The organism is Actinomyces capricornis, assembly GCF_019974135.1.
Classification (GTDB): Bacteria; Actinomycetota; Actinomycetes; order Actinomycetales; family Actinomycetaceae; genus Actinomyces; species Actinomyces capricornis.
Genome location: NZ_AP025017.1, coordinates 1161057 through 1183020, shown reverse-complemented (window position 1 = coordinate 1183020; position 21964 = coordinate 1161057). Strand labels below are relative to the sequence as shown.

Annotated in this window: 13 protein-coding genes; 6 read left to right on the top strand and 7 right to left on the bottom strand. The window is 72.1% G+C overall.

The features are described from left to right. Window positions 1-57: 57 nt before the first annotated feature. From MANAM107_RS04715 to MANAM107_RS04705, 3 genes are all read right to left on the bottom strand, one after another. A complete protein-coding gene (locus MANAM107_RS04715; protein ID WP_223911770.1) occupies window positions 58-1320 on the bottom strand; it encodes a PLP-dependent transferase in 1263 nt (420 codons plus the stop codon). A gap of 16 nt (window positions 1321-1336) precedes the next feature. Next, complete coding sequence (locus tag MANAM107_RS04710; protein WP_223911767.1) at window positions 1337-2635, bottom strand: MalY/PatB family protein; 1299 nt, start codon at window positions 2633-2635, stop codon at window positions 1337-1339. Window positions 2636-3016: 381 nt separating this feature from the next. Continuing rightward, window positions 3017-8401 carry a S8 family serine peptidase gene (locus MANAM107_RS04705; protein WP_223911765.1) on the bottom strand — a complete coding sequence of 1795 codons (5385 nt, stop codon included), beginning with the start codon at window positions 8399-8401 and terminating at the stop codon, window positions 3017-3019. A 1071-nt stretch (window positions 8402-9472) separates the two neighbouring features. On the opposite strand from MANAM107_RS04705, the gene pulA reads away from it, so the two are divergent. Continuing rightward, window positions 9473-12310 carry a pullulanase-type alpha-1,6-glucosidase gene (pulA, locus tag MANAM107_RS04700; protein WP_223911762.1) on the top strand — a complete coding sequence of 946 codons (2838 nt, stop codon included), beginning with the start codon at window positions 9473-9475 and terminating at the stop codon, window positions 12308-12310. Window positions 12311-12364: 54 nt separating this feature from the next. Here the strand turns inward: pulA and MANAM107_RS04695 are convergent, their stop codons facing one another. Beyond that, complete coding sequence (locus MANAM107_RS04695) at window positions 12365-12895, bottom strand: DUF4242 domain-containing protein (protein WP_223911760.1); 531 nt, start codon at window positions 12893-12895, stop codon at window positions 12365-12367. Between the two features lie 97 nt (window positions 12896-12992). Then, complete coding sequence (locus MANAM107_RS04690; RefSeq protein WP_223911757.1) at window positions 12993-14303, bottom strand: MFS transporter; 1311 nt, start codon at window positions 14301-14303, stop codon at window positions 12993-12995. A gap of 123 nt (window positions 14304-14426) precedes the next feature. Between MANAM107_RS04690 and MANAM107_RS04685 the strand changes: the two genes are divergently transcribed. Both MANAM107_RS04685 and MANAM107_RS04680 read left to right on the top strand, forming a co-directional pair. Then, window positions 14427-15035, top strand: a complete 609-nt coding sequence (locus MANAM107_RS04685) for an ArsR/SmtB family transcription factor (RefSeq protein ID WP_223911754.1) — start codon at window positions 14427-14429, stop codon at window positions 15033-15035. Beyond that, window positions 15032-15922 carry a M23 family metallopeptidase gene (locus MANAM107_RS04680; RefSeq protein ID WP_223911751.1) on the top strand — a complete coding sequence of 297 codons (891 nt, stop codon included), beginning with the start codon at window positions 15032-15034 and terminating at the stop codon, window positions 15920-15922. The genes MANAM107_RS04685 and MANAM107_RS04680 overlap by 4 nt, the downstream gene beginning before the upstream one ends. Window positions 15923-16009: 87 nt before the next feature. Here the strand turns inward: MANAM107_RS04680 and MANAM107_RS04675 are convergent, their stop codons facing one another. Both MANAM107_RS04675 and MANAM107_RS04670 read right to left on the bottom strand, forming a co-directional pair. Beyond that, the gene (locus MANAM107_RS04675) at window positions 16010-16768 is read right to left on the bottom strand and encodes a response regulator transcription factor (protein ID WP_223912859.1); all 759 of its coding nucleotides are present in this window, start codon (window positions 16766-16768) and stop codon (window positions 16010-16012) included. A gap of 11 nt (window positions 16769-16779) precedes the next feature. Further along, entirely contained in the window at window positions 16780-18492 is a 1713-nt protein-coding gene (locus MANAM107_RS04670; protein ID WP_223911748.1) for a sensor histidine kinase, read from the bottom strand. Between the two features lie 257 nt (window positions 18493-18749). Here MANAM107_RS04670 and MANAM107_RS04665 point away from each other — a divergent pair, with 257 nt between their 5' ends. The 3 genes from MANAM107_RS04665 to MANAM107_RS04655 are packed head-to-tail and all read left to right on the top strand — an operon-like array spanning window position 18750 to window position 21744. Continuing rightward, a complete protein-coding gene (locus MANAM107_RS04665) occupies window positions 18750-19880 on the top strand; it encodes an ABC transporter ATP-binding protein (RefSeq protein ID WP_223911745.1) in 1131 nt (376 codons plus the stop codon). Continuing rightward, window positions 19880-20764, top strand: a complete 885-nt coding sequence (locus tag MANAM107_RS04660; protein ID WP_223911743.1) for an ABC transporter permease — start codon at window positions 19880-19882, stop codon at window positions 20762-20764. The genes MANAM107_RS04665 and MANAM107_RS04660 overlap by 1 nt, the downstream gene beginning before the upstream one ends. 5 nt (window positions 20765-20769) lie before the next feature. Beyond that, window positions 20770-21744, top strand: coding sequence for an ABC transporter permease (locus tag MANAM107_RS04655; protein WP_223911740.1), 975 nt, complete (start codon window positions 20770-20772; stop codon window positions 21742-21744). Window positions 21745-21964: the final 220 nt, after the last annotated feature.

Genomic DNA, 21964 nt, shown 5'->3' with positions numbered 1-21964 from the left:
CGCCCCTCTCGTCCCTGCTGCCGGCGAGACGGGGAGCCCGGGTACGAGATGGCCGCCTCAGGTGCCGGTCGACGCCGCCTCCAGGGCCCGGGCCAGGTCCTCCACCAGGTCCTGGGCATGCTCGATGCCCACGCTCAGGCGCAGCAGGCGGTCGGTCAGCCCATAGGAGGCCCTCAGCTCGGGCGGCACATCGGCATGGGTCTGGACGGCGGGACACGTCACCAGGGACTCCACGCCCCCCAGGGACTCGGCGAAGGTGAAGACCCGCACCTGCTCGAGGAAGCGCCCGATATCCACCCCGGGCGCCAGGTCGAAGCTCACCATGCCCGAGTAGCCGGGGTAGAGCACCCGCGTCACATGCCCACTGCTCCGCAGGAAGTCCACCACGGCCCGGGCATTGGCCTGGTGGCGCTCCATGCGCAGGGCCAGGGTCTTCAGGCCCCGCAGCAGCAGGAAGCAGTCGAAGGGGCCCAGGGTCGCCCCCGTGGTGTTGAGCCGGTAGTTGAGACGGGCCGCCAGGCCCTCATCGGCGACCACCACCACCCCGGCCATGACGTCGTTGTGCCCGCCCAGGTACTTGGTGCCCGAGTGCAGCACGGCGTCGGCCCCCAGCTCCAGGGGCCGCTGGATCACCGGCGTGCAGAAGGTGGAGTCCACCACCAGCCGCGCCCCGGCCGCATGGGCCAGGCGGGCGGCCTCGGGCACGGGGATCTCCACCATCATCGGGTTGGTGGGGGTCTCGATGACCACCAGGGCGGCCGGCGAGGCCAGGGCTGCGCGCAGCCCCTCGATCCCGGTGACGAAGTCGACCTGGTAGGCGCCCTCCTCATGGAGCACCTCCAGGTAGCGGAAGGAGCCCCCGTAGAGGTCCTGGAGGGCCACGATCCGGCTGCCGTGGGGCGCCAGGGTCAGTACCGTCAGCTCCAGGGCCGCCATCCCCGAGGCCAGGGCGAAGCCCGCCGTCCCGCCCTCCAGCTGGGCCAGGGCGTCCTGGAGGATGTCGCGTGTGGGATTGGCGGTGCGCGTGTAGTCGTACCCCGTGGACCGCCCCAGGCCCGGGTGCCCGTAGGCGGTGGACAGGTGGATGGGGGTGGTGATCGCCCCCGTCGTCGGGTCCGTGCCGGTGCCCGCGCGCACCAGGAGCGTCTCGAGGTGGAGCCCCTCGGCGCCCCGGTACGTGGGGTGGTGGTGGACGGGGAAGGAGCGGTCGGGGCCCGACGGGGCTGCGGGCCCCGCGGGGTCGGCGGCCCCCGAGGAGCAGGCGCTCGTCCGTCGCCCAGGGGGCTCGGTGGACTCGATGGGCTCAGTGCGCTTGGTCATGGGCGGTTCCTTACGTTCAGGCGGACAGGGCCAGGTGGGCGGTGCGGGCGCGCAGGGCGGCGACTGCGGCCTCCAGTCGGTCGAGGGCCTCATCGAGGGTGGCGCGCGGGCAGGCGACATTGAGACGGGTGAAGCCCTGCCCGCCGGCGCCGAAGATGCGGCCGTCGTCGAGCCACAGGCCCGCCTCATGCAGCAGGAACCCGTCGAGCTCCTCCGCGGCCAGAGCGGTGGCCTGAAGCAGCCCCGAGCAGTCCAGCCAGGCCAGGTAGGTCCCCTCACAGGGAGTGGCCTCCACCCCCGGGATCCGCTCCAAGCGCGCCACCACGTGCCGGTGGGCCGCCGCGATGTGCTCGCGCAGGTCATCGAGCCACTCCTGGCCCCCGGTGTAGGCCGCCCGGCAGGCCACCAGCCCCAGGGCATTGGGCTGGGAGTAGCCCACCGCGCCCAGCTCCCGCCGGAAGGCGGCCCGCAGGCGCGCATCGGGGATGAGGATGTTGGCCACCTGCAGCCCCGCCAGGTTGAAGGCCTTCGACGGCGAGGTGCAGGTGATCGTGCGCGCCGCCGTCGCCTCATCCAGGCTGGCCAGGGGCGTGGTGGCGTGGCCGGGCAGGGCCAGGTCGGCGTGGATCTCATCGGAGACGACCACGACGCCGTGGCGGGCGGTCACCCGCGCCAGCGCCTCCAGCTCCTGGCGCTCCCACACCCGGCCCACCGGATTGTGCGGGTTGCACAGGAGCAGCAGGCGCGCCCCACTGGAGACGATCGCATCCTCCAGGGCCGCCAGGTCGCGGTGGTAGCGCCCCTCGGGGCCCCGCACGAGGGGCACGGCCACCACCTGGCGGCCGTTGTCCTCCACCACCTCCCGGAAGGGGTAGTAGACGGGCTCCTCGATGATGACGGCCTGGCCGGGGCCGGTGCAGGCCCGCACCGCCAGGGCCAGGGCGGGCACCACCCCGGGGGTGACCGTGTTCCAGGAGGCCTCCACCCGCCAGTGGTAGCGGCGGGCCAGCCAGCCGGTGAGGGCCTCGTGGTAGTCGTCGTCGGGCTCGGAGTAGCCGAAGATGCCGTGGCGGGTGCGCCACAGCAGGGCGCTGGTGACCGCCGGTGGGGTGGCGTGGTCCATATCCGCCACCCATAGGGGCAGGGCGTCGCGGGGGCGGCCCCGCTGGGCCGCGAAGTCCCACTTGAGGCTGGAGGTGCCTCGGCGCTCGCGGACGAGGTCGAAGTCGGAGACCGCTGGTGCTGGGCGCGGCGGCGTGCTCGGGTGGTGCGGTGCTGGCGGGGTCGCCTGGGCGGCGTCGTCGTAGGGGTGCATGAGCGTGTCCTGGTGGGTGCGCGCAGAGGCCCGCGCGCTGACGAGCGGGGGAGGGATGAACACGGGCGCGCGGCGGGCGGCTCGCGGAGTACGACGGGCGTGGCGCCCGGACTCTGACCGTTACGTGGAGGACACAGCGACGGCTGGCGCTGTCAGCGCATGCGCATTCGACCCATGCCCATGCGCACCGTGGTACGGGCGGCTGGTGTCAAGGTCGTCATGGTCCGCACTGTAGCCCCTGCCCGGCGCCCGCGGCTACTGGTGCCCGCCCTGCGTGCCGGGGAGGCGGGCGCGGTGGTGCGGGGACGGCGCGGGCCCGCGCCCCCTGATGGGAGCGCGGGCCCGCGTCTGCTGACGCCGTGGTTCCGTGACGCCGTCGGATCAGCCCCGACGACGGCGCAGCCGGATCACCACGCCTCCGGCCGTCAGGGCCATGAGGCTCAGGAGCATGAGCCCCAGCGCCCCGCTGCCGGTGGCGGGCAGTGCGCCCTCGGCCCGCGCGGACTTCACGTGGCTGGTGCCCTGCGAGGCCGCCTCCCACCGGCTGCGCACGTCGTCGACCGTGCCCGCGGGCAGGGGATCGACCGGGCGCTCGCCCGGCTGGGCGGGCGCCCGGGGCGCCTGGGCGTCCCCGGCGCCGTCCTGGCCTGCCGCACTGCCTGCGCCCGCGGTGCTGCCGGTGCTGTCGGTGCCGGGTGCCGGGGTGCCAGGGGCGCTGGGGGTCCCGGTGCCATCGGATCCGCCGGAGCCGCCGCCGGGGGCGCTGATGGTGATGGTGACCTCCACCGAGCGGCTGACCTGGTAGCCCGCGGCGTCCGTGGCCACGATGCGGACCGTGTTGGTGCCGTCGACCAGCACCGTGCCGGGCAGGAGGGACAGGGAGGTGTCCCCCGGGGTGCCGGCGGCGCCGTCGTCGGTGACCGAGTACAGCGCCAGCACCTTGGCGGCGACCGCCTCCTGATCGCCCAGGTCTCCGGGCGCCACCGTGAGCTGGACGGTGTCGGGGCCCGTGATGACAGCGGCATCGTCGACGACGAAGCAGCGGATCTCGGTGGTGGTGTTCCCGGCCAGGTCGGTGCTCTCCACCGTCAGGGTGTAATGGCCCGCGGTGAGGTCGGCGGTCTCGACGGCGGCCTCCAGGCGGGTCTGCGTGGTGGTGGTCCGGCTGCCGTAGGCGTCGATGCTGGGCTCTGAGGGCTGCGAGCCCTCCGCCTCCGTGGTCTCCGTGGTGGCGGGGTCGGCCGGCGCGTCCTGGGCTGCGGGCGCCTCCTGACCGTCCTGGGCCGCCTCTCCGGCGGCGGACTGCTCGCCGCTCTGGACGCCCTCGGCCTGGGAGCCCGGGGCCGGCCCCCGATCCAGGTCCCCGGGGGGCTGGAGGGCGTCCTCCACCTCCATCTGCTCCGAGGTCAGGGCGGTGCGCTTGTCCTCAACGACCTTGCCATTGAGGCTGACCCTCATCGAGGCCAGGTTCTCGTCCTCGGCCCAGGCATTCAGGGAGCGGCCGTCGCGGATGATCTCGCCGTTGCCGACCGTGTCCACTCCCGCCGAGGGGGCGGACTTGTCTACGGTGACGGGGATGAGGCCGATGAGGGAGTTTCCGGCCCTGTCCGTGGAGTACACGCGGATGACATCGCCGTCGCGTACGGCGAGGATCTTCTCGAACGTCCTCGTGTTGGCCTGGGGGCCTGGGTTCTCCAGGCGGATGATATCGCTGGCCACCGCATTGTTGAGTGCCAGGTAATGCCCCCAGCCGTCATCAGAGATCGAGCCGCGGAAGGTGACCTCGTCCTTATTCGTGTACAGGGTTCCACCAATCAGGCCGGGCTCCGCGATATCGATGGAGGGCGCAGCGGTGTCGAGGAAGAGGTAGAGTCTCTGCTCGATGACGGCCCGACCCTGCGCATCGCGCGCGATGAGCGTGTAGTCGTTTCTGCCTGGGGATACCGGCAGGGGTGTGCTGAACGCCCCGTCCTGGCCGACCGGAGCGGCGATCGGCTCGTTGGCCGTGATAGTTCCGTCCTGGGCTCGTGAGCTGCGGACGAGCTCGATGCTCGCCCCATCCCCGGGTGTGAGGCGGCCCTGCAGTGTGACGGTGGATCCGTCCTCGCTCAGGTTCGGGCTGCTCCTGGTAATGGTGCAGATCTCAGCGATGGTTGTGGAGCAGGCGAGATCGAGGGACAGCTCAGTTCTCGGTGCCTCCGGGGGCTTCTGTCTGCCTTGGATCGGCAGCGTGAGAATGCTCGACCCCTTGTTCTCCCGCGCACTCAGGCTGATGCGCGTCGTCGAGGGATGGATATCGGTGAGGGTATGGGTGAAACTGCCGTCCTTCGCCAGTGCCACCTGATCGCTTTCGATTGTCAGCGACAGCTCGGGGGCGGTGGCGCGATCGTCGATGACGGTCCCGGAGATGGTGGCTGAGCCATCATTCTTGACCACGAGCTCACCGTTGGCGATATCCCCGCCGGTGACGGCGATGACGGGGTCCTCCAGGTCGTAGGTCAGCGCGACGGTCTGCTCCTTGAGTAGCGACCCGTCCGCTGCGTAGGCGCGCAGTACGAGTTCGGAGGGCTTGTCCTCGATCCCGAGGCGGAAGTCGAAGTCCTGTCCCGACAGTGGGACCTCGGTGCCGTTGACCGTCAGGCGCTCGGCCCTCCCGGTGACGTAGCCCCTCATGTCGACGAAGGGGAAGGCCCGATCGGGGACGAATGAATCGGTGACGAGGTCATGATTGAGTGTGAGGTAGATGTCCGCATGATCGGGATCGCCGGGGACGACATACCTGCTGACGGTATTCAGGCCCAGGTCCTCGACCTTGATGTGCACGAAGGGCGTGCTGGGGTTGAAGGTGGCGCGGTAGGTGCTGTCGCCCACCGCTGTGACCTGGACGCCTGTGCCATCTGCTGTGCGTACTTTAGGATCGCCCAACAGGCCGCTGCCCTCCTCGGTGACGGAGAAGCGCACCGAGTCCTTGGACTGCTCGAGGACAGTGATGACCGGGGCGGTGGAATCGATCCTCAGGGGGAAATCAGTGGTCTGCCAGGGGAAATCATCCCCCAGGCGGGCTGAGATGCGGTAGGTGTAGGTGCCGTCCGGGATCGTCGTGTAGCTGCCGGCGGCGGGATCCCAGATGCGCCCATCGAAGGAGCGGCCAGTGTGGACGATAGGGTGCCGGAACGGGGTCCGTGCGATATCCACTCCAGTAAGGCGGGAGAGATTCTCATCCGTGCCGAGATCGACGAGGGTGGCGCCCGAGGCGTCGAGGATCTCGTAGTGGACCTCGTCGGCGTTGCGCATGAGCAGCATCGAGGGGAACACCCGGTCCAGGTACCTATCGCCGTTGGGCGACATGGCCAGGTACGTCATGTACACGGATGTGGGGAGATCGCCGATGTCCCACAGCCACCGATCCAGGCTGCCCTCGAGAGCCGTGACGTCCCTGTGAGTGTTGTCGGCCCAGGGCCGGCCCGGCTCCTGGATGATGGGCTCGGCGTTCCAGTCCCCGGCGAAGCCCAGGTAGGGCAATGCCAGGTCGGGGTGTTCACCGGCTGACCGTAGGCGCACCCAGCCCTCGATGAAGTGATTGGTGTCGACTTGAGGCGTCAGGGTGAAAGCCACCTCAGCAGTGCCTCCAGCGGGGACGGTGACCGACTCCGCGGAGGCCGTCAGCGTCTCGGAGGAGACCACTGGCAGCGTGGTCCGCCAGGCGGCATTGGTCTCGGTGAGGACCTGCTGGGCGGGCACGGTGTAGACGGCATCGGCCTCGCTGTGGTTAGTCAGAGTCACGGTGAAGGTGGTGGGGCCGGTGATCTGCCGCAGCGCCGCAGCGGCTCGGCCCTCCACGGTTGCGCTCACCGGGGAGGCCAGGGCCTCGTCGACCCGAGCCAGCCCCGCCCCCACCTGGCGGGGCAGTAAGGGGATTCCATTGTCGTAGGTGGGGATCAGGGCGGTGTTCATCAGCAGGGCAGTGGACAGATCGAGCCGCTCGGTGGGGGTCATATCGGGATGGCGCTGGGACAGTGCCTGGTGCATGAGGGCCCCCAGACCCGCGATGTTGGGCGCCGCCATGGAGGTTCCCGAGTTGGAGGCGTAGGAGTTCGCTCCCACCGTGGAGTACACCGAGCCTCCGATACCGGAGATCTCCGGTTTGAAGTCCAGGCTCGGGGTGGTCCCCCAGGAGGAGAAGGCGGAGTGCCTCACGCCTTCGGGCGACTGCGCGATCCGGGGCGTTGAGGTCAGGCGCACGGTGAGATCGGGGTTGCTCTCCAGTGCCGCACGCAGGGCCAGCCCGTCGGAGCGCGTCAATCCGACACCGAGGATCGTGAAGTCCTGGACGCCGCCCATCGAGGTGTGTGATCCCACTTCGGAGTTGAATACGAGAATACCCGCAGCGCCATGGTCGACGGCATTGCGGAACTTCTCGGCGAAGGCGAACTCGCCTCGCTCGACCAGGACGTAGGCGCCGGTCAGATCCTCTCCCTCCGGGTAGTTCCCGGAGCTTCCCAGGCCCACGTCCACCAGCCGGTGGGCGTCGTCGTCGATGTTGCCTGTGGCCAAGAGGTAGGTGAACTCGGTCTGGGAGGCGCCCTCGCCCAGGTGGCCCACCGCGGTGGTCATGGTGCTGTTGTCGAGGGAGGCCACCGCCAGGGCGGGGGCCTGGGCCGCCGGGTCGTTCAGAGTTCCATCGTCCAGTAGTCCCAGGGCATCGGTGTCGAGTCCGGTGGGAGAGTAGTTCTGGCCCTCATTGCCGGCAGCCACCACAGTGAGGACCCCGGCCTCGCGTGCCCGGGTGATGGCCTGGTAGGCGCCGCTGGAGGCATCAGGGATGCCGTTGGTCGAGCCCAGGGACATGTTGATGACATCCGCGCCGAGCTTCACCGAGTCCTCGATGGCGGCCACGATATCGGCGTCGTTGGCGGTGCGGGAGCGGCCGGCCTTGTTGGAGAAGACCTTCATCGCCAGCAGCTGGGCATTCGGTGCGGCGCCGTCGACCCGCCCGGTGGTCTCGAACTCGGACTCGGTGCCCTGTGAGCCGTTGGCCGCCGCGATCCCCGCCACGTGCTGGCCGTGCTGGGAGGAGGTCAGGTCCCTGATCTCGAAGCTCTCGTCAGCGTAGTTGTATCCGTTGGGGACCTTGCAGGTGAACAGGCCGCCCTCGGGGTTGATGGCGCTGATCTTGGCCGCCCCGCAGTCATCCAGCCGCAGGTCCGGGTGGGAGGGGTCGATACCTGAGTCGATGATCGAGATGACGGTTCCGGTGCCGTCCGCCCCGTGGGCGGCGTAGGCCGCAGGGACGCCGTGGTGCTCGCGCGCCGTGTGCTCGGTGGCGTAGTAGACGCGCTCGCGCTTGACCGAGGCGACCTCGGGCTCGGCGGCCAGGGCCGGAATGGCGGAGGCCGGGATCTCGGCGCTGAAGCCGTTGATGAGGTAGCCGAACTGGCTGTCCACGCTCAGCCCGTGCTTCTGGCCCCAGGCGGTGATGAGGTCTCCCTGGGTAGCCAGGTTGGCGGTCTCCTGGGCCTGGGAGGGCGACTCTGGCTGCTCGGCCAGGGTGACGATGACCCGAACCCGCGCATCGGGGTCCGGTGCCGGGAGTGCGCCGTCATGGGCCACCAGCTCCTGCGGGAGCGGGGAGTCGGGTTGTGTCGGCGCCGCAGGAGGAGTGGGGGAGGCTGGATCGCCCGAGGCTGGGGCCACTGGCAGGACCAGCGCGGTGACGAGAGCTGCGGCCGCTAGGGAGGCGAGCCGCCTGACCAGGGGAGTGGACACGGAATACTCCTTCGGAACCGCCGCAGCCAGGCGGCTGCGGCGCCATGGGGGTGGGATGAGGTTGGGACGTGGCGCCCGGGCGCCACGGATGCGGGCCGGCCCTGCACCGGCCGGGGAGGCCGGGAGGGAGCCGTGCTGGGGTAGGGCGGATCCGGTGGCGGGGAGCGCCGCAGGACCGAGAGGATTGTAACGTTATATTTCATCGTTCTCGCGCTGGGGAGAGGGGTGGCGGCGGGCTTCGATGGGAGTGGTGACCTCAGGGAAACGCTCGTATGAGGCGATTTACACCCGAGGAGTGCCGACGGCTCGGGGTTTCCTCATAGGTGCCAGACAAAACTACGTGAGAAACATAGGGGCGGCCCCTGCTGGTGGGGGCGCGGTATCGCACCGATTGGCGGTGCCCGGGTGCGCGTCGTCGCGCTGCGGTCCTCGTGGTCCTGTGGTGCGGCTCTGCTGGGGATCTGCTCGGTGGGCGCCTCTTGCCCCGGTGGGGGCGGATCGTCGGCGGGCGGGGCGGTGGGGGGTAAGACTTGACCCTCGGGCCCGCGGTTGCGGGCCCGAGGGTCCAAGCCTCGTGAGGGACCGTCTGCCACCCGGGTTCCCATGCACCCGGGGAGGCGGTCGCCTCCTTCACCGGAGCGGCGGCCCCGGGCTCCCTAAGACCCGGTGCCGGCCTCGGAGGTCCGGTCCGTCATCAGGCTCCCCAACCCTCAGGACCGGTTCCGTCCGGTGGTGCCCACTATGTAACGCGACCACCCTGGAAAAACCCACCTCCTGGCACTGTGAACCACCTGGGAAATCCCGGGCGGGGGGCGCCCCGGCGCCCCCAGGAGAAAGCCGGGCCCGCTCCTGGGCGCCCGGGGCGGGCCGGTCAGTCCGGGCAGCGGGCCCCGGCGCGCCGGCAGACGGCTCGTGGGGCCGTGCCCGCCGTCGGGCCGCGGGTTCCAAGTGGCGCTCGCGCCTGAGGAGCGGAACACTGTGAGGTGCAGGTGCTCCGCCGTGCCCGCACCTGCGCGTACGCTCCACACCGACGCCCCACACCGTGCAAGAGCCGTGCAAGAAGGGACTCCGATGGCCTTCACATACACGATGACCCGCACCCTGGAGCACACGATGGCCGACCCCGCCCTGGCCGGCGCCGACGAACTGCGCGCCTACTGGGTCGACCCCCTCACCCTGGCCTGGCCCCTGTCCCTCCTGCCCTTCGGGATGGCCCGCGAGGACGTCGTCGCCGACGGACGGCCAGTGGAGGGCTCCGATCTGCGCTTTACCCTCGTCACCGCCGCCCAGGGAGGCGCCGCCGTCATCGACGGCGAGCTGCACGGCGCCGACGGCCTGCCCGAGCCGGCCCGCACCCGCCTGAGGGTCGCCGGGAACCTCACCGAGACCATCCGCTCCCGGCACCCCAACCTGGAGGGGTACATCGCCCTGAGCCTGGCCGACGCCGGGGGTGCCCCCGCCATGAGCCCTCAGGAGGTGCGCGAGGCCCTCACCGGGCAGGTCGCCCTCCTCCAGGAGGTGGCCCGCCCGGAGGGGGGCTGGAGCGCGGATGCCTTCACCGGGGTGCAGACCGCCATCGTCCTGGACGCCCTCTACGCCGGAGCGGCGGCCGAGGCCCGCCTGGGTGTCACCTTCGACGGGGCGGGCCCACGCTTCGGCCTGTGGGCGCCCACGGCCCAGGAGGCGGCCCTGCTGACCTGGGAGACCGGAGACCCCAGCGGCTCGGCTCCTCTGGTCGAGGGCCAGGGCCTGCGCACCCCGGCGATCCGCGGTGAGGACGGGTGCTGGACGGTGGCCAATGAGGCAGCCACCATCACCGCCGGCTGCCAGTACCTGTGGGAAGTCCGCGTCTACGTGCCCTCCACCGGGCGGGTCGAGGTCAACCTCGTCACCGACCCCTACAGTGCGGCCCTGACCATGGACTCGGCACGATCGGTGGCACTCGACCTCGCCCTGCCCGAGCTGGCGCCCCGCCAGTGGGCCACCACCCCCGCCCCCCGCGCCCCCAACGACGCCTCCCGGGCCATCTACGAGCTGCACCTGCGTGACTTCTCCGTCCTCGACGAGCGCGTCCCCGCCGAGCTGCGCGGCACCTACCAGGCCTTCACCGTCAGCGACTCCCACGGCATGCGCCATCTGCGCGAGCTCGCCCAGGCGGGGCTGTCCTCCGTCCATCTCCTGCCGACCTTCGACATCGCCACCATCCCCGAGAGCCGCGCCGAGCAGGCCGTCCCCCAGATCCCGGCGGCCGGCCCCGCCTCCACCGAGCAGCAGGCGGCCGTGGGCGCAGTGGCCGAGCGCGACGCCTACAACTGGGGCTACGACCCCCTGCACTGGATGGTCCCCGAGGGCTCCTACGCCACCGACGGCCACCAGGACGGCGGCGCCCGGACCATCCAGTTCCGCCAGATGGTGGGGGCACTGCATGCGGCCGGGCTGGAGGTCATCCTCGACCAGGTCTACAACCACACCGCCGCCCACGGCCAGGACCCCAGCAGCGTCCTGGACCGGGTGGTGCCCGGCTACTACCACCGCCTCGACGCCGTGGGGCGGGTGACCAACTCGACCTGCTGCTCCAATATCGCCACCGAGAACGCCATGAGCGAGAGACTCATGATCGACTCGGTGGTCTGGTGGGCCCGGCACTACCGGATCGACGGCTTCCGCTTCGATCTCATGGGCCACCACTCGCGCGCCACCATGGAGCGGGTGCGCGCCGCCCTCAATGCCCTGACCCTGGAGGACGACGGGGTGGACGGGGCCTCGATCTACCTCTACGGGGAGGGCTGGAACTTCGGGGAGGTGGCCTACAACGCGCTGTTCATCCAGGCCACCCAGGGCCAGCTCGGCGGCACCGGGATCGGGACCTTCAACGACCGCCTGCGCGACGCCGTCCACGGCGGGGGGCCCTTCGACCCCGACCACCGCACCTATCAGGGCTTCGGCACCGGGCTGCTCACCCAGGCCAGCGGGCACGACCCCCGCTCCCGCCAGGAGCAGGCCGCCGACCTCGCCCACCGCACCGACCTGGTCAAGGTGGCCCTGGCCGGCAACCTGCGTGATTTCCGACTGCCCCTGTCTGACGGCACGGTGCGCCCCGGCGGCGAGCTGGCCTACAACGGCATGGGCGCCGGGTACGCCGCCGACCCCCAGGAGAGCGTCAACTACGTCGACGCCCACGACAACGAGACCCTCTACGACCTGCTGGTCCTCAAGCTCCCCCAGGGCCTGCCCATGGCCGAGCGGGTGCGTATGAACACCGTGTGCCTGGCCACCACCGCCCTGGGCCAGTCCCCCTCCTTCTGGGGGGCCGGCGTGGAGCTGCTGCGCAGCAAATCCCTGGACCGCGACTCCTACAACTCGGGGGACTGGTTCAACGCCATCGACTACTCCGGCCAGGACAACGGCTTCGGCCGGGGACTGCCGGCCGCCTCCCGCAACGAGTCGAGCTGGTGGGTCCAGGGCCCGCTGCTGGAGGACGAGCGGCTGCGCCCCAGCCCCCAGCACATCGCCGCCGCCAAGGCCCAGGCCATGGACCTGCTGCGGCTGCGCGCCTCCACGCCCCTGTTCTGGCTGGGCGACGCCGAGCTGGTGCGCACCAAGCTGAGCTTCCCCGGCTCCGGGCCGGGGGCGCCCGCCGGCGTCATCACCATGCTCATCGACGACACCCTGGGCCCGGATATCGACCCGGCCCTCGACGGCGTGCTCGTGGTGATCAACGCCTCGGGCACCTGGGTGGGCCAGACCCTCGTGGAGGTCGCGGGGCGGCGCTTCACCCTGTCCCAGGTCCAGGCCGAGGGGGCCGACGACGTCGTGCGCACCGCCGTCTTCGACCCCGGCTCCGGCGCGGTGGGCGTCCCGGCCCGCACGGCTGCCGTCTTCACCGAGACCAGCGCGCCCCCGCGGTGAGCCCGGGAGGGACTCAGCGCGGGGGCGCGGCAGAAGGGCCGAAGGGCCTGGGGCTCAGCCCTCCAGCGCGTGCAGACGGTCGATCGGGGTGGAGACCACCTCGCGGGCCCGCACGACGGTCTCCTCATCGGGGGCGTCGTAGAAGCACAGGCACTTGACGGTGTCCTCGCGCACGTAGGTGCGCAGGAAGGAGACCTCGGGCACCTGGGCGTACTTCGGGGAGTTCGCCTTCTTGCGCGTCAGGTAGGTCTCCATGTCGATCTCGGCGGGGATATCCCACTCCACCAGGTAGTCGGCCGAGCCCCGCGCACCGCGGATGTCCTCGATCTGGGCGCCGACCAGGCGGACCTCGTCGGGGCCGGTGATCTCGGTGGCCTCCAGGCCCTGGCTCACGGCGGACCCCAGGGCGGCCGGGTCGCCGTCGAACTCGACGACGCTGAAGACCCGGCCGTGGCCGGAGGTGACCTGGGACTCCAGAACGCTGGCGGATACGGAGGAGGCGGCCTCAGCGATCGCGGAGATCACCGACTGGGCCGCCTCGCGCTGCTCGGTAGCGGGGACGATCTCGAAGAGGTACAGGGACATGATGATGTGTTCCTTACTGCGTGGGGCAGATCGTGACTCGATCGTAGGAACAAGGTCCCTGCCGTGTCCGGGGTGCTTCACATGCCGGACACCCGGCCTACGGCAGCGGCTCCGGGGCGCCGTCGTCGGCCCTGAGGACCGGCTGTGAGGCGGCGGTGCGGATCGGGGCCATTGCCGCCAGGCCGATGACCAGGCCCGTGACCGCGAAGGCGGACAGTGTCACGAAACCGGCCTGGGCGCCCCAGGCGTCCACCACCCGGCCGGTGACCAGGTTGGAGACCGCCATGCCCACCACGAACATCGAGCCCAGCAGGGCCATCGCCTCGGTGAGGCGCTGCGGCGGCGTCATGCGGATAAGGAGCTGGTTGACGTTGACGACCGTGGGGGCGTGGGCCAGGCCGGCCACCATGAGGATCGCGGCGGTGCCCCACAGCCCGTTGACCAGCGGTAGGGCCGCCGAGGCCAGGGCCACCACCGTCAGGCCCGCATAGAAGCGCCGCATCAGCGAGGAGGCCCAGGTGCGCGCCCCATAGCCCAATGCCCCCACCATGGAGGCCGCCGAGAAGCAGGCGATGATCGCTCCCGAGGCGCCGGGACGGCCGATCTCCTTGGTCATGGCGACCACGGAGAGGTTGAGGGCGGCGATGAAGGCGCCGTAGGCCACCAGGATCGCCATGAGGCCTGCCAGCCCCGGGGAGAGCAGGCCGCCCCTCGTCGCACGGGCCGCCTGCGGGGCGGGACGGGTGCGGGGGCTGCGAGCGCCGTCGTCGGGCCTTCTGGCGCCCGAGGCGGGAGGCTCGATGCTGCTGTCCAGCAGGAAGCCCCAGATGGCCAGGGCGATGGCCGCCATGGCTCCGGCGAAGGGGGACAGGAGCGCCACGCTCACCGCCAGGGTGGTGGCCAGCGGGTTGCCGATGACCCACATGAGCTCCTCGAAGGTGGAGGTCAGCGACAGTGCGGAGTTCAGCCGCCCGGGCTGCGTGCGCAGCACATGGGTCCAGCGCGCCCGCAGCATCGAGGAGAAGGGCACCGAGGTGCCCAGCAGGACGCCGCAGGCCACGATCGCCCACGGGGGCAGGTGGAGCGCCAGGGCGGTGCTCATCAGTGCGATCGCGGCAATCCACAGCAGCGCCACGGGAAGCCCCACGCGCCGCTGGCCGTGGGCATCCACGAGCCGGCCCACCACGGGGGCGGTGATCGCGGAGGTCAGGGCCATCACCCCGGAGACCACGCCCGCCAGGGTGTAGGAGTGGTAGCCGTCCCGGATGCCGATGAGCAGCCCCATGCCCAGCAGCGGGAAGGGCAGCTGCCCCACGACGCCGAAGACGGCTGAGCGCGCGGCGTGCGGGATCCTCAGCAGGGAGGTGTACATGCTCAGGCCGCTGTCGACTGGCGCGGGACTGCTCATGGCTGCTCTCCTGGGGGCATGGGCGGGGATCGGGCGGGCGGAGGCAGTCATGCTACTCGTCATCGAGGGTGGCCGAGTCCGAGGTCGTTGATGATTACGTACTTACGTGATATCGTAGGGACCATGAGTGCGCAGGCCGGGGAGACTGAGGAGAACCGCTGGGCGGACCTGGAGCGGCGGGTCGCCGTGCTGGAGGAGGCCGTCCGGGGGTGGGGGCGGCCGGGCGGCCCGGGACGCGCCGGGGCGGGGCCGGTGGGGGAGCAGGAGCCATCCGGGCCGCAGGCCGGGGCGGCGGGCGCCGCGCCGTCGTCGGCCTCAGTGCCCGAGCCCGAGGCGCTCTGGGCCCTCAAGGGTCTGCATGAGCGCGTCGGGGATCCCGGCGCCGTCATGCTGCTGGGCCATGTGCTGCTGCCCAGCGGGACCCGTGCCGAGTGGCAGGAGGGGGCGCTGAGCGCCGAGCTGCTGGAGGCCGAGTGGCAGGACTGCGCCGAGGCGCTGGCCTCCCTGGGGCATCCGGTGCGACTGAGCATCCTGCGGCGCATCCTGGTGACGCCCGCCACCGCCCAGGAGCTGGTGGGGGAAGATGGGGTGGGCACGAGCGGGCAGGTCTACCACCACCTGCGCCAGCTCACCGCGACCGGGTGGCTGCGCTCGGCCGGCGGCGGGCGCTACGAGGTGCCGGTGGCCCGCGTCATTCCCCTGCTGGCCACCATCCTGGGAGCCCGGCGATGAGCTGGCTCCAGAGGAGCCTGGGGACGATCCGGCGAGGCATCAGCCGGTGGACCGACTGGTGGTTCCGCCTGCTTCTCATCGCCATGCTCCTCGTGCTCCTCTCGCGCCACGTCATCGTCGAGGTGCCGGCGGGCGTCGGCCTCATCGTGATCGTCATCTGCGTCGTGCTGGTGTACATCAGGCCGCCGGCCAGCGGGCGCTCACCGGTGAGGGTGGGCGCACCCGTGCGTGGGGCCTGGGCGGCCCTCAACAGCCCCGGTCAGGCCGTCCCCTCTCACGGGACCAGGGTCTACGGGCAGGCCTACGCCGTCGATCTCTACCAGCTCACTCCGGGCACCCCCCGGCGTCTGGGCTGGTCTCTGCGGGGCAGGCCGCCTGAGGACTCCCCCTGCTTCGGGCAGCCGGTCCTGGCCGTGGCGCCGGGGCGCGTGGTCGTGGCCTCGCACTCCCAGCGCGATCACCGATCCCGCAGCACCTGGCCGCTGCTGGTCGGGATGCTCACCATCGAGGCCTTCCTTCGTCAGTTGGCCGGGGTCGGCTGGATCCTGGGCAACCATGTCATCGTCGAGCACGAGGATGAGCAGGGCCCCTACTTCTCCGTCTACGCCCACCTGCGCCGGGGTTCGCTGCGGGTGCGCGCGGGGGAGCGGGTGGAGGCGGGCCAGCAGTTGGCCCAGGTGGGCAGCACGGGCAACAGCTCCGAGCCCCACCTGCACATCCACCTCATGGACCGGCCTCGCCTCGCGGAGGCCTCGGGCGTCCCCTGGCTCTTCGACTGGGAGTCAGAGGAGAGCCCGGCCCGCGACCCGCGCCTGCCCGAGCGCCCGCCCCGGCGCACCGCCCTGGCGGGCATGCCCACCAACGGCCAGGTCTTCCACCCCCTCTAACCCCCTTCTTTTCGACAATTTGCATGAGATCGGCTTTTTCCGGGGCTGGAAAAGTACGATCTCATGCAAATTGTCGAAAAGAAGGGGTCAGGGTCCGGTGAGGACCTCGGCCAGGTCGATGACCCCGGTCCGCAGGGCCAGCAGCACCAGCTGGACGCGGTCGCGGCAGCCGGTCTTGGCCAGCAGGTGGCTCACATGCGTCTTGACCGTCGCCATGGACAGCCACTCCCGGTCGCAGATCTCCTGATTGGTCAGCCCCAGCGCGATGAGCGCCAGGATCTCCCGCTCCCGCCCGGTCAGGGCCGCCACCGCCTGCTGCGCCTCAACCGCAGCCTCCTGCTGTCCCACAGCCAGGCCGGCCTGGCCATGGGGAGCCGAGTCCGGATCGCCGACGCCGGTACCCGGGCTGCCGCCCCCTCCCACCTGCCCGGCGCGCACCGCGGTGAGCAGGCGGCGGGTGGGTCCGGGGGAGATGACCGAATCCCCCTGGTGGACGGTGCGCACCGCCGCGATGAGCTCCTGGGGCGGGGTGTTCTTCAGCAGGAATCCCGCCGCACCGGCCTCGATCGCCCCCAGTACGTAGCCATCGGTATCGAAGGTGGTGAGGATGACCACCCGCCCCGGCGCCCCGCGGGCCACCAGCTCGCGGGTGGTGGCCAGCCCATCGAGAACCGGCATCTGGACATCCAGGAGCAGCACATCCACGGGGTCGGCGGCATGCCGGCTCAGCGCCTCGTGGCCGTCACCGGCCTGCCAGACCACCTCCATATCCGGCTGCGCCCCCAGCAGCATCGCCAGTCCCGCGGCGAAGAGCGGCTCATCATCGGTCAGCCCCAGGCGGATCACGGGAGTCGCGCTCATGACAGCGCTCCTATCCGGCCACCCCGGCCCGAGCCCGTGCCAGGCCGGGCACTGCTGGACGGGGCGGCGCTCGCGGGCGGGGCAGGGCTCGCAGAAGGGGCGCCGGGCCCGGCCAGGGGCAGGCGCGCCCGCACCTGCCAGCCGCCGCTGGAGGTCGGCCCGGCGCTGAGGGCGCCGCCGGCGGCCACCACCCGCTCCCGCATGGCGATGAGGCCGAAGCCGCCCCGCCCGCGGGGGTGCTCGGCCGCTCGCCCACCACCCGAGGGGCCCTCCGCGACGGGCTCCGGGGGAGGCCCACTGCCCGGCCTGGACTGGCCGGCCCCACTGGCGGCCGCGTTGGTCACCGTCAGCTCGGCGCCCTCCCCCGTCACCGCCAGCTCGACCCGCACCGCCGCGCCGGGCGCGTGCCGCAGCGCATTGGTCAGCGCCTCCTGCGCCGCCCGCTCCAGCACCAGCCCGGCCGCCGCTGGGATCGACGGCGCCCCGCGCTCAGCGGCATCCAGCCTCAGCCTCACTGGCGCACCGGCCCTGCGGGCTTGCCGCACCAGGCGCACCAGGGCCTCGACGACGTCGTCATCCTCACCAGTCCCGCTGGCGCCGCCCAGCGCACCGGTGCTCGACGGCGCAGGGCCGGGCCCCATGAGGGCGTGAGGCTCGGTCCCGCCCTCCTGACCGGTGGGCTGCCGCACCGCACTCACCGCGCTGCTCACCGTGCCGATGGCGCCTCCGCCAGCTGAGCCCTCGCCCGGCGCGTCCTTGCTCGCCGCGATTCCGCCTGCCGCGGCCTCGTCCCCTGCGGCGTCCCCTGCGGGGGCGGCAGGCGAGCCGGCACCACCCTGAGCAGAGGCCGTCCCGCCGGCCTGCCCCGGAAGGCCGGCCACGGTCCCGCAGGGGGAGGCGGAAGGGGCGTCGTCGGAGCGCAGCACATCGACCAGGGCGTGCACCTCATCGACCGAGCGCCGGGAGGTCTCGCCGATGACGGCCAGGGCGCGATCGGCGGCCTCGGGATCGGCGGCGAGAATGGCGCGTGCGCCCTCGGCCTGCATGGCGATGACCGACAGGGAGTGGCCCAGCAGGTCGTGGACGTCGCGGGCGATGCGCTGGCGCTCCTCGGCCACCGCCAGGCGCCGCTCGGTGGCCTGCTGGGCCTCCAGCACCGCGGCGCGCTCCAGGGCCTGCTCGAAGCGGTCCCTGCCGCGCCGTCGCCATGCCCCCACGAAGGCCGCCAGGGCCACCGCCATCCATGCGCTCGCCAGGAGGAGCGGCGCACGGCCCGGCTCGCCGCCGACGAGGTAGAGCCCCCGCAGGACCGCAACCGAGGCCCCCAGGGCCGCCCCCGCCAGGAGAATCCAGCGCCAGGGCGGGTCCAGCCGGGACTGCGTGGTCTCCACCGCGATGAGGCCGGCGAGGATCATGAGGATGGACAGGTCCGAGAAGGCGACGAGGTGGACGACCAGGCTGGTGCCGATGACCAGCACGCCGGCCAGGGGTGCTAGGCGCCGCGCCGCGATCGCCGTGCAGCACACGGCCAGGAGCACCAGGTAGAGGGCGGTGGCCGCCTGCGGGGCCAGGAGGGGCGAGGGCCTGGGACCGTTGAGGATCGTCGGCCAGATCAGGAGCAGGGCCACGACCAGATCCGGCAGGCAGGCGCGCAGAGGCGGGCGGGCGGTTCCTCTGCCCGCGCCGCGCGGGTCTCCCATGGTCGACATGGTTGCCACCGTATGGCAGGTCCGGTTCCGGCCGCGTCATGCCGGGGTATGAGTGGCAGGGGCCGACGGCGCCGGCATCGGCTGGGCCCGCCGGCTCGCTCCCGGCTCATCCCCGACCCGTTCTCCTGCGGTTTTCCCCGTCAAGACGCATCATCGCCGGTCTGCAAGGGGCGAACGTGCGTCTTGACGGGGAAAACCGCGGACAAACAGACCGTGGGCTGATGCGCCCGGCGGTGCGCGGCGAGGAGCCTGGGGCCATGAGCACAGCACACGCCTTCCCCGTCAGCAGGCAGGTCGCCCCCGGCATCCCCGGTGGTCCCGGCACGACCGGACCTACCCTCCTGGCCCCGCCCGGCCCTGCCCCCGGAGCCGCCTATCCGCCTGTCGGGCCCGCGCCCGCGGCCCTCCACCCGCCCACCGCGAGGGCCGACAGTGACGCCGTCATCCTCACCCATGACCTGACCAAGGCCTTCGGCCGGCGCACCGTGGTGGAGGGCCTGGACCTGGTGGTCCCGCGCGGCGCCGTCTACGGCTTCCTGGGCCCCAACGGGTCGGGCAAGTCCACCACGATGAAGATGCTCCTGGGACTGCTGGCCCCCACCCGCGGCCAGATCGCCGTCCTGGGCCGGCCCTTCAACGCCGCCACCCGGCCCGCGATCATGGCCCGCACCGGCTCGATGATCGAGAGCCCGCCCGGCTACGGGCACCTGACCGGGGCGGAGAACATGCGCATCGCCGCCCGCATGCTGGGGCTCACCGACCGCCAGGTGGACCGCGCCCTGGCCCTGGTGCGCTTGAGCGAGCACAAGGACCGCCTCGTGCGCACCTACTCCCTGGGCATGAAGCAGCGCCTGGGCGTGGCCCTGGCCCTCGTGCGCGAGCCCGAGCTGCTCATCCTGGACGAGCCCACCAACGGCCTGGATCCCGCGGGCATCGAGGAGGTGCGCCGCCTGCTGGTGGATCTGGCCGGCGAGGGGGTCACCGTCATGGTCTCCAGCCACCTGCTGGACGAGATCGACCGCATGGCCTCGGTCCTGGGCATCCTCGCGGGCGGGCGCATGGTCTTCCAGGGCACGCGCGCCCAGCTCATGGAGCGCTCCGTCCCCGACATCCTCGTGGTCACCCCCACACCGCGCTCCGTCCTGGACCCGCGGATCCTGGCCGGGCTCGTGCTCGCCCCGGGGCAGGGCGCCGACGGCGCCAGGCCGGAGGCCGGGCCCCGGCTCACCGACGAGGGGGTCCTGCTGCCGGGTCTGTCCAATGACGCCGTCGCCGAGCTCATCGGGCGCCTGGCCACCGCCGGGGTGGCGCTGCACGAGGTGCGGCGCCAGACCCAGAGCCTGGAGGACGTCTTCATGGACCTCACCGGCCGGGGAGGCGTGCTCTGATGGCTGTCACCGCTCTGCCGAGCCCCGCCGTGCCGGGAGCCTCCCTCCCGGACCACGCCCCGCTGAGCCCTGCGGCCGGCGCACCCGCGGGCCGCGCCCGGTGCCGCCCGGGCCCCGGCCCCCTGGGCTCCGTGCGCATCGAGATCGCCAAGATGCGCCGCCTGCGCACCCTGCCGGTGGCCCTGGCCCTCGTGGGCGCCATCGTTGCCATGAGCAGCGCGGGCCTGTTCTCCTCCTCCGCCCGGGCCGGGTTCACCGACCCGACCGCCCTACCCTGGGCTGGGCTCCTGCTCAACACCGCCTTCACCAACGCCATGATCGGGCCGGTGATGGTCGCCGTCCTGGCCAGCCGGCAGACGGAGATCGAGCACTCCGGCGCGGGCTGGAACCTGGCGGCCACCGCCGGCCTGACCCCGGGCGCCCTGTGCCGGGTCAAGGTGGCGGCCCTCGGCCTCGTCCTCATCCCGGCCGTGCTCGCCCAGAGCGCGGCCCTGGTGGCCGTGGGCCGGGCCGTGGGCATCTCCGTGCCCCTCGACGCCGGGCAGTGGGCGGTCTACACGCTCATGCTCATCGGCGTGGATATGGCCATGTGCGCCTTCCACGTGTGGCTGGCCGCCGTCGTGGACAACCAGCTGGTGGGCGTGGGGGCGGGCCTCCTGGGCGGCTTCGTCGCCTCCTTCATGCTGCTGGCGCCCCCGTGGCTGGCGCGGCTGCTGCCCTGGGGCTACTACGCCGTCATCACCAACGCGCGCTTCGTGCAGGACGGCGAGCGCTTCGGCGTCGTCTACTCCCCGGCTCCCCTGGGCTGGGTGGTGGGCTTCCTGGCCCTGGCCGCCCTCGCCTTCACCATCGCCACCCGCCGACTCGACCGCCTGGAGAGGTAAGACCCATGCCAGCATCCACTGCTCCCACCCCTGCTCCCGCATCCGCGGCACCGGCCCCGACGGCCCCGGTGGCTCAGCCGGCTCTCGCGGTCCCGACGGCGGCCGCCCCGGTGCTCCCGGCCACGAGGGCGCGGGTCCCGGGTGCGTCGTCGGGCCTGCGCCCCGGGGCCCAGGCGCCCTCCGCCCCGCACCCCGACCGCCCGGCCGCCCGGATGCGGCGCCCGGGACTGGGCGCCCTCATCGCCGTGGAGATCCTCAAGCTCAAGCGCTCGGCGGTGTGGGTGGTGACCGGGCTGCTGCCCCTGCTGGCCGTCATCACCGGCTCGGCCAACTATGCGATGAACTCCGGGGTGCTCTCACAGGGGTGGGTCTCCCTGTCCTCGCAGGTCACGCTGTTCTACTCCATGGCGTTCTTCTCCCTGGGGGTGGCGCTGCTGGCCTCGGCCGCCTGGCGGGTGGAGCACCGCGGCACCAGCTGGAGCGCCATGCGCACCGGCGTCCACAGCGCCGCGGCGGTGGTGGCGGCCAAGACCCTGGCCACCATGCTTCCGGTGGCGGCCATGCAGGCGGTGCTCATCGCCCTGACCTGGGTGGTGGGCGTGGGGCTGGGGCTGGGGCCCGCGATCCCCGCGGGCTTCGTACTCGCCGGCCTGCTGGCCATCGTGGTGAGCCTGCCGCTGGTCGCACTCCAGTCGCTGCTGAGCATGCTCATGCGCTCCTTCGCCGCCCCGGTGGCCCTGTGCTTCGGCGGCTGCGTGGCGGGCTTCGGGATGCTGGCCGGCCAGTCGCCGCTGGTCTATGCCATCCCCCAGGGGATCGTCTCGCGCTGCCTGTCCCTGGGCTCCTCCGCTGTGAGCGATGCCGGGAGACTCGATGCCAGTGGTGTGCTCCCGGTGCTGGTGGCGACGGCCGCCCTGGGGGCGGTGTGCTGGGGTGCGCTCCTCATCGTGGCCCGGCGCACCGGAGGGGCGCGGGCCTGAGGGGACGGCATCGTCCTCCGGTCCGCGTCAGCGCCGGGCCTGGTATCGCCAGTTCATCCCCGTTGCACATCTTCACCTCACTGGCGTGAGCACAAGCCCTGGAATCATGCGGTTCCCCGCACCGGATGGGGCCCGCGGGCGCCTGAGGATGTGCAACAGCCCCGGGTGCGGAGCGCGGCACCCACGTCTATCGCGGCGGTGATCAGGTGATCAGTGGAGA

Coding starts and splice junctions, on each gene's coding strand:
- pulA (WP_223911762.1), top strand. CDS start 9,473: ATGGCCTTCACATACACGATGACCCGCACCCTGGAGCACACGATGGCC.
- MANAM107_RS04655 (WP_223911740.1), top strand. CDS start 20,770: ATGCCAGCATCCACTGCTCCCACCCCTGCTCCCGCATCCGCGGCACCG.
- MANAM107_RS04710 (WP_223911767.1), bottom strand. CDS start 2,635: ATGCACCCCTACGACGACGCCGCCCAGGCGACCCCGCCAGCACCGCAC.
- MANAM107_RS04715 (WP_223911770.1), bottom strand. CDS start 1,320: ATGACCAAGCGCACTGAGCCCATCGAGTCCACCGAGCCCCCTGGGCGA.
- MANAM107_RS04660 (WP_223911743.1), top strand. CDS start 19,880: ATGGCTGTCACCGCTCTGCCGAGCCCCGCCGTGCCGGGAGCCTCCCTC.
- MANAM107_RS04695 (WP_223911760.1), bottom strand. CDS start 12,895: ATGTCCCTGTACCTCTTCGAGATCGTCCCCGCTACCGAGCAGCGCGAG.
- MANAM107_RS04690 (WP_223911757.1), bottom strand. CDS start 14,303: ATGAGCAGTCCCGCGCCAGTCGACAGCGGCCTGAGCATGTACACCTCC.
- MANAM107_RS04665 (WP_223911745.1), top strand. CDS start 18,750: ATGAGCACAGCACACGCCTTCCCCGTCAGCAGGCAGGTCGCCCCCGGC.
- MANAM107_RS04670 (WP_223911748.1), bottom strand. CDS start 18,492: ATGTCGACCATGGGAGACCCGCGCGGCGCGGGCAGAGGAACCGCCCGC.
- MANAM107_RS04680 (WP_223911751.1), top strand. CDS start 15,032: ATGAGCTGGCTCCAGAGGAGCCTGGGGACGATCCGGCGAGGCATCAGC.
- MANAM107_RS04685 (WP_223911754.1), top strand. CDS start 14,427: ATGAGTGCGCAGGCCGGGGAGACTGAGGAGAACCGCTGGGCGGACCTG.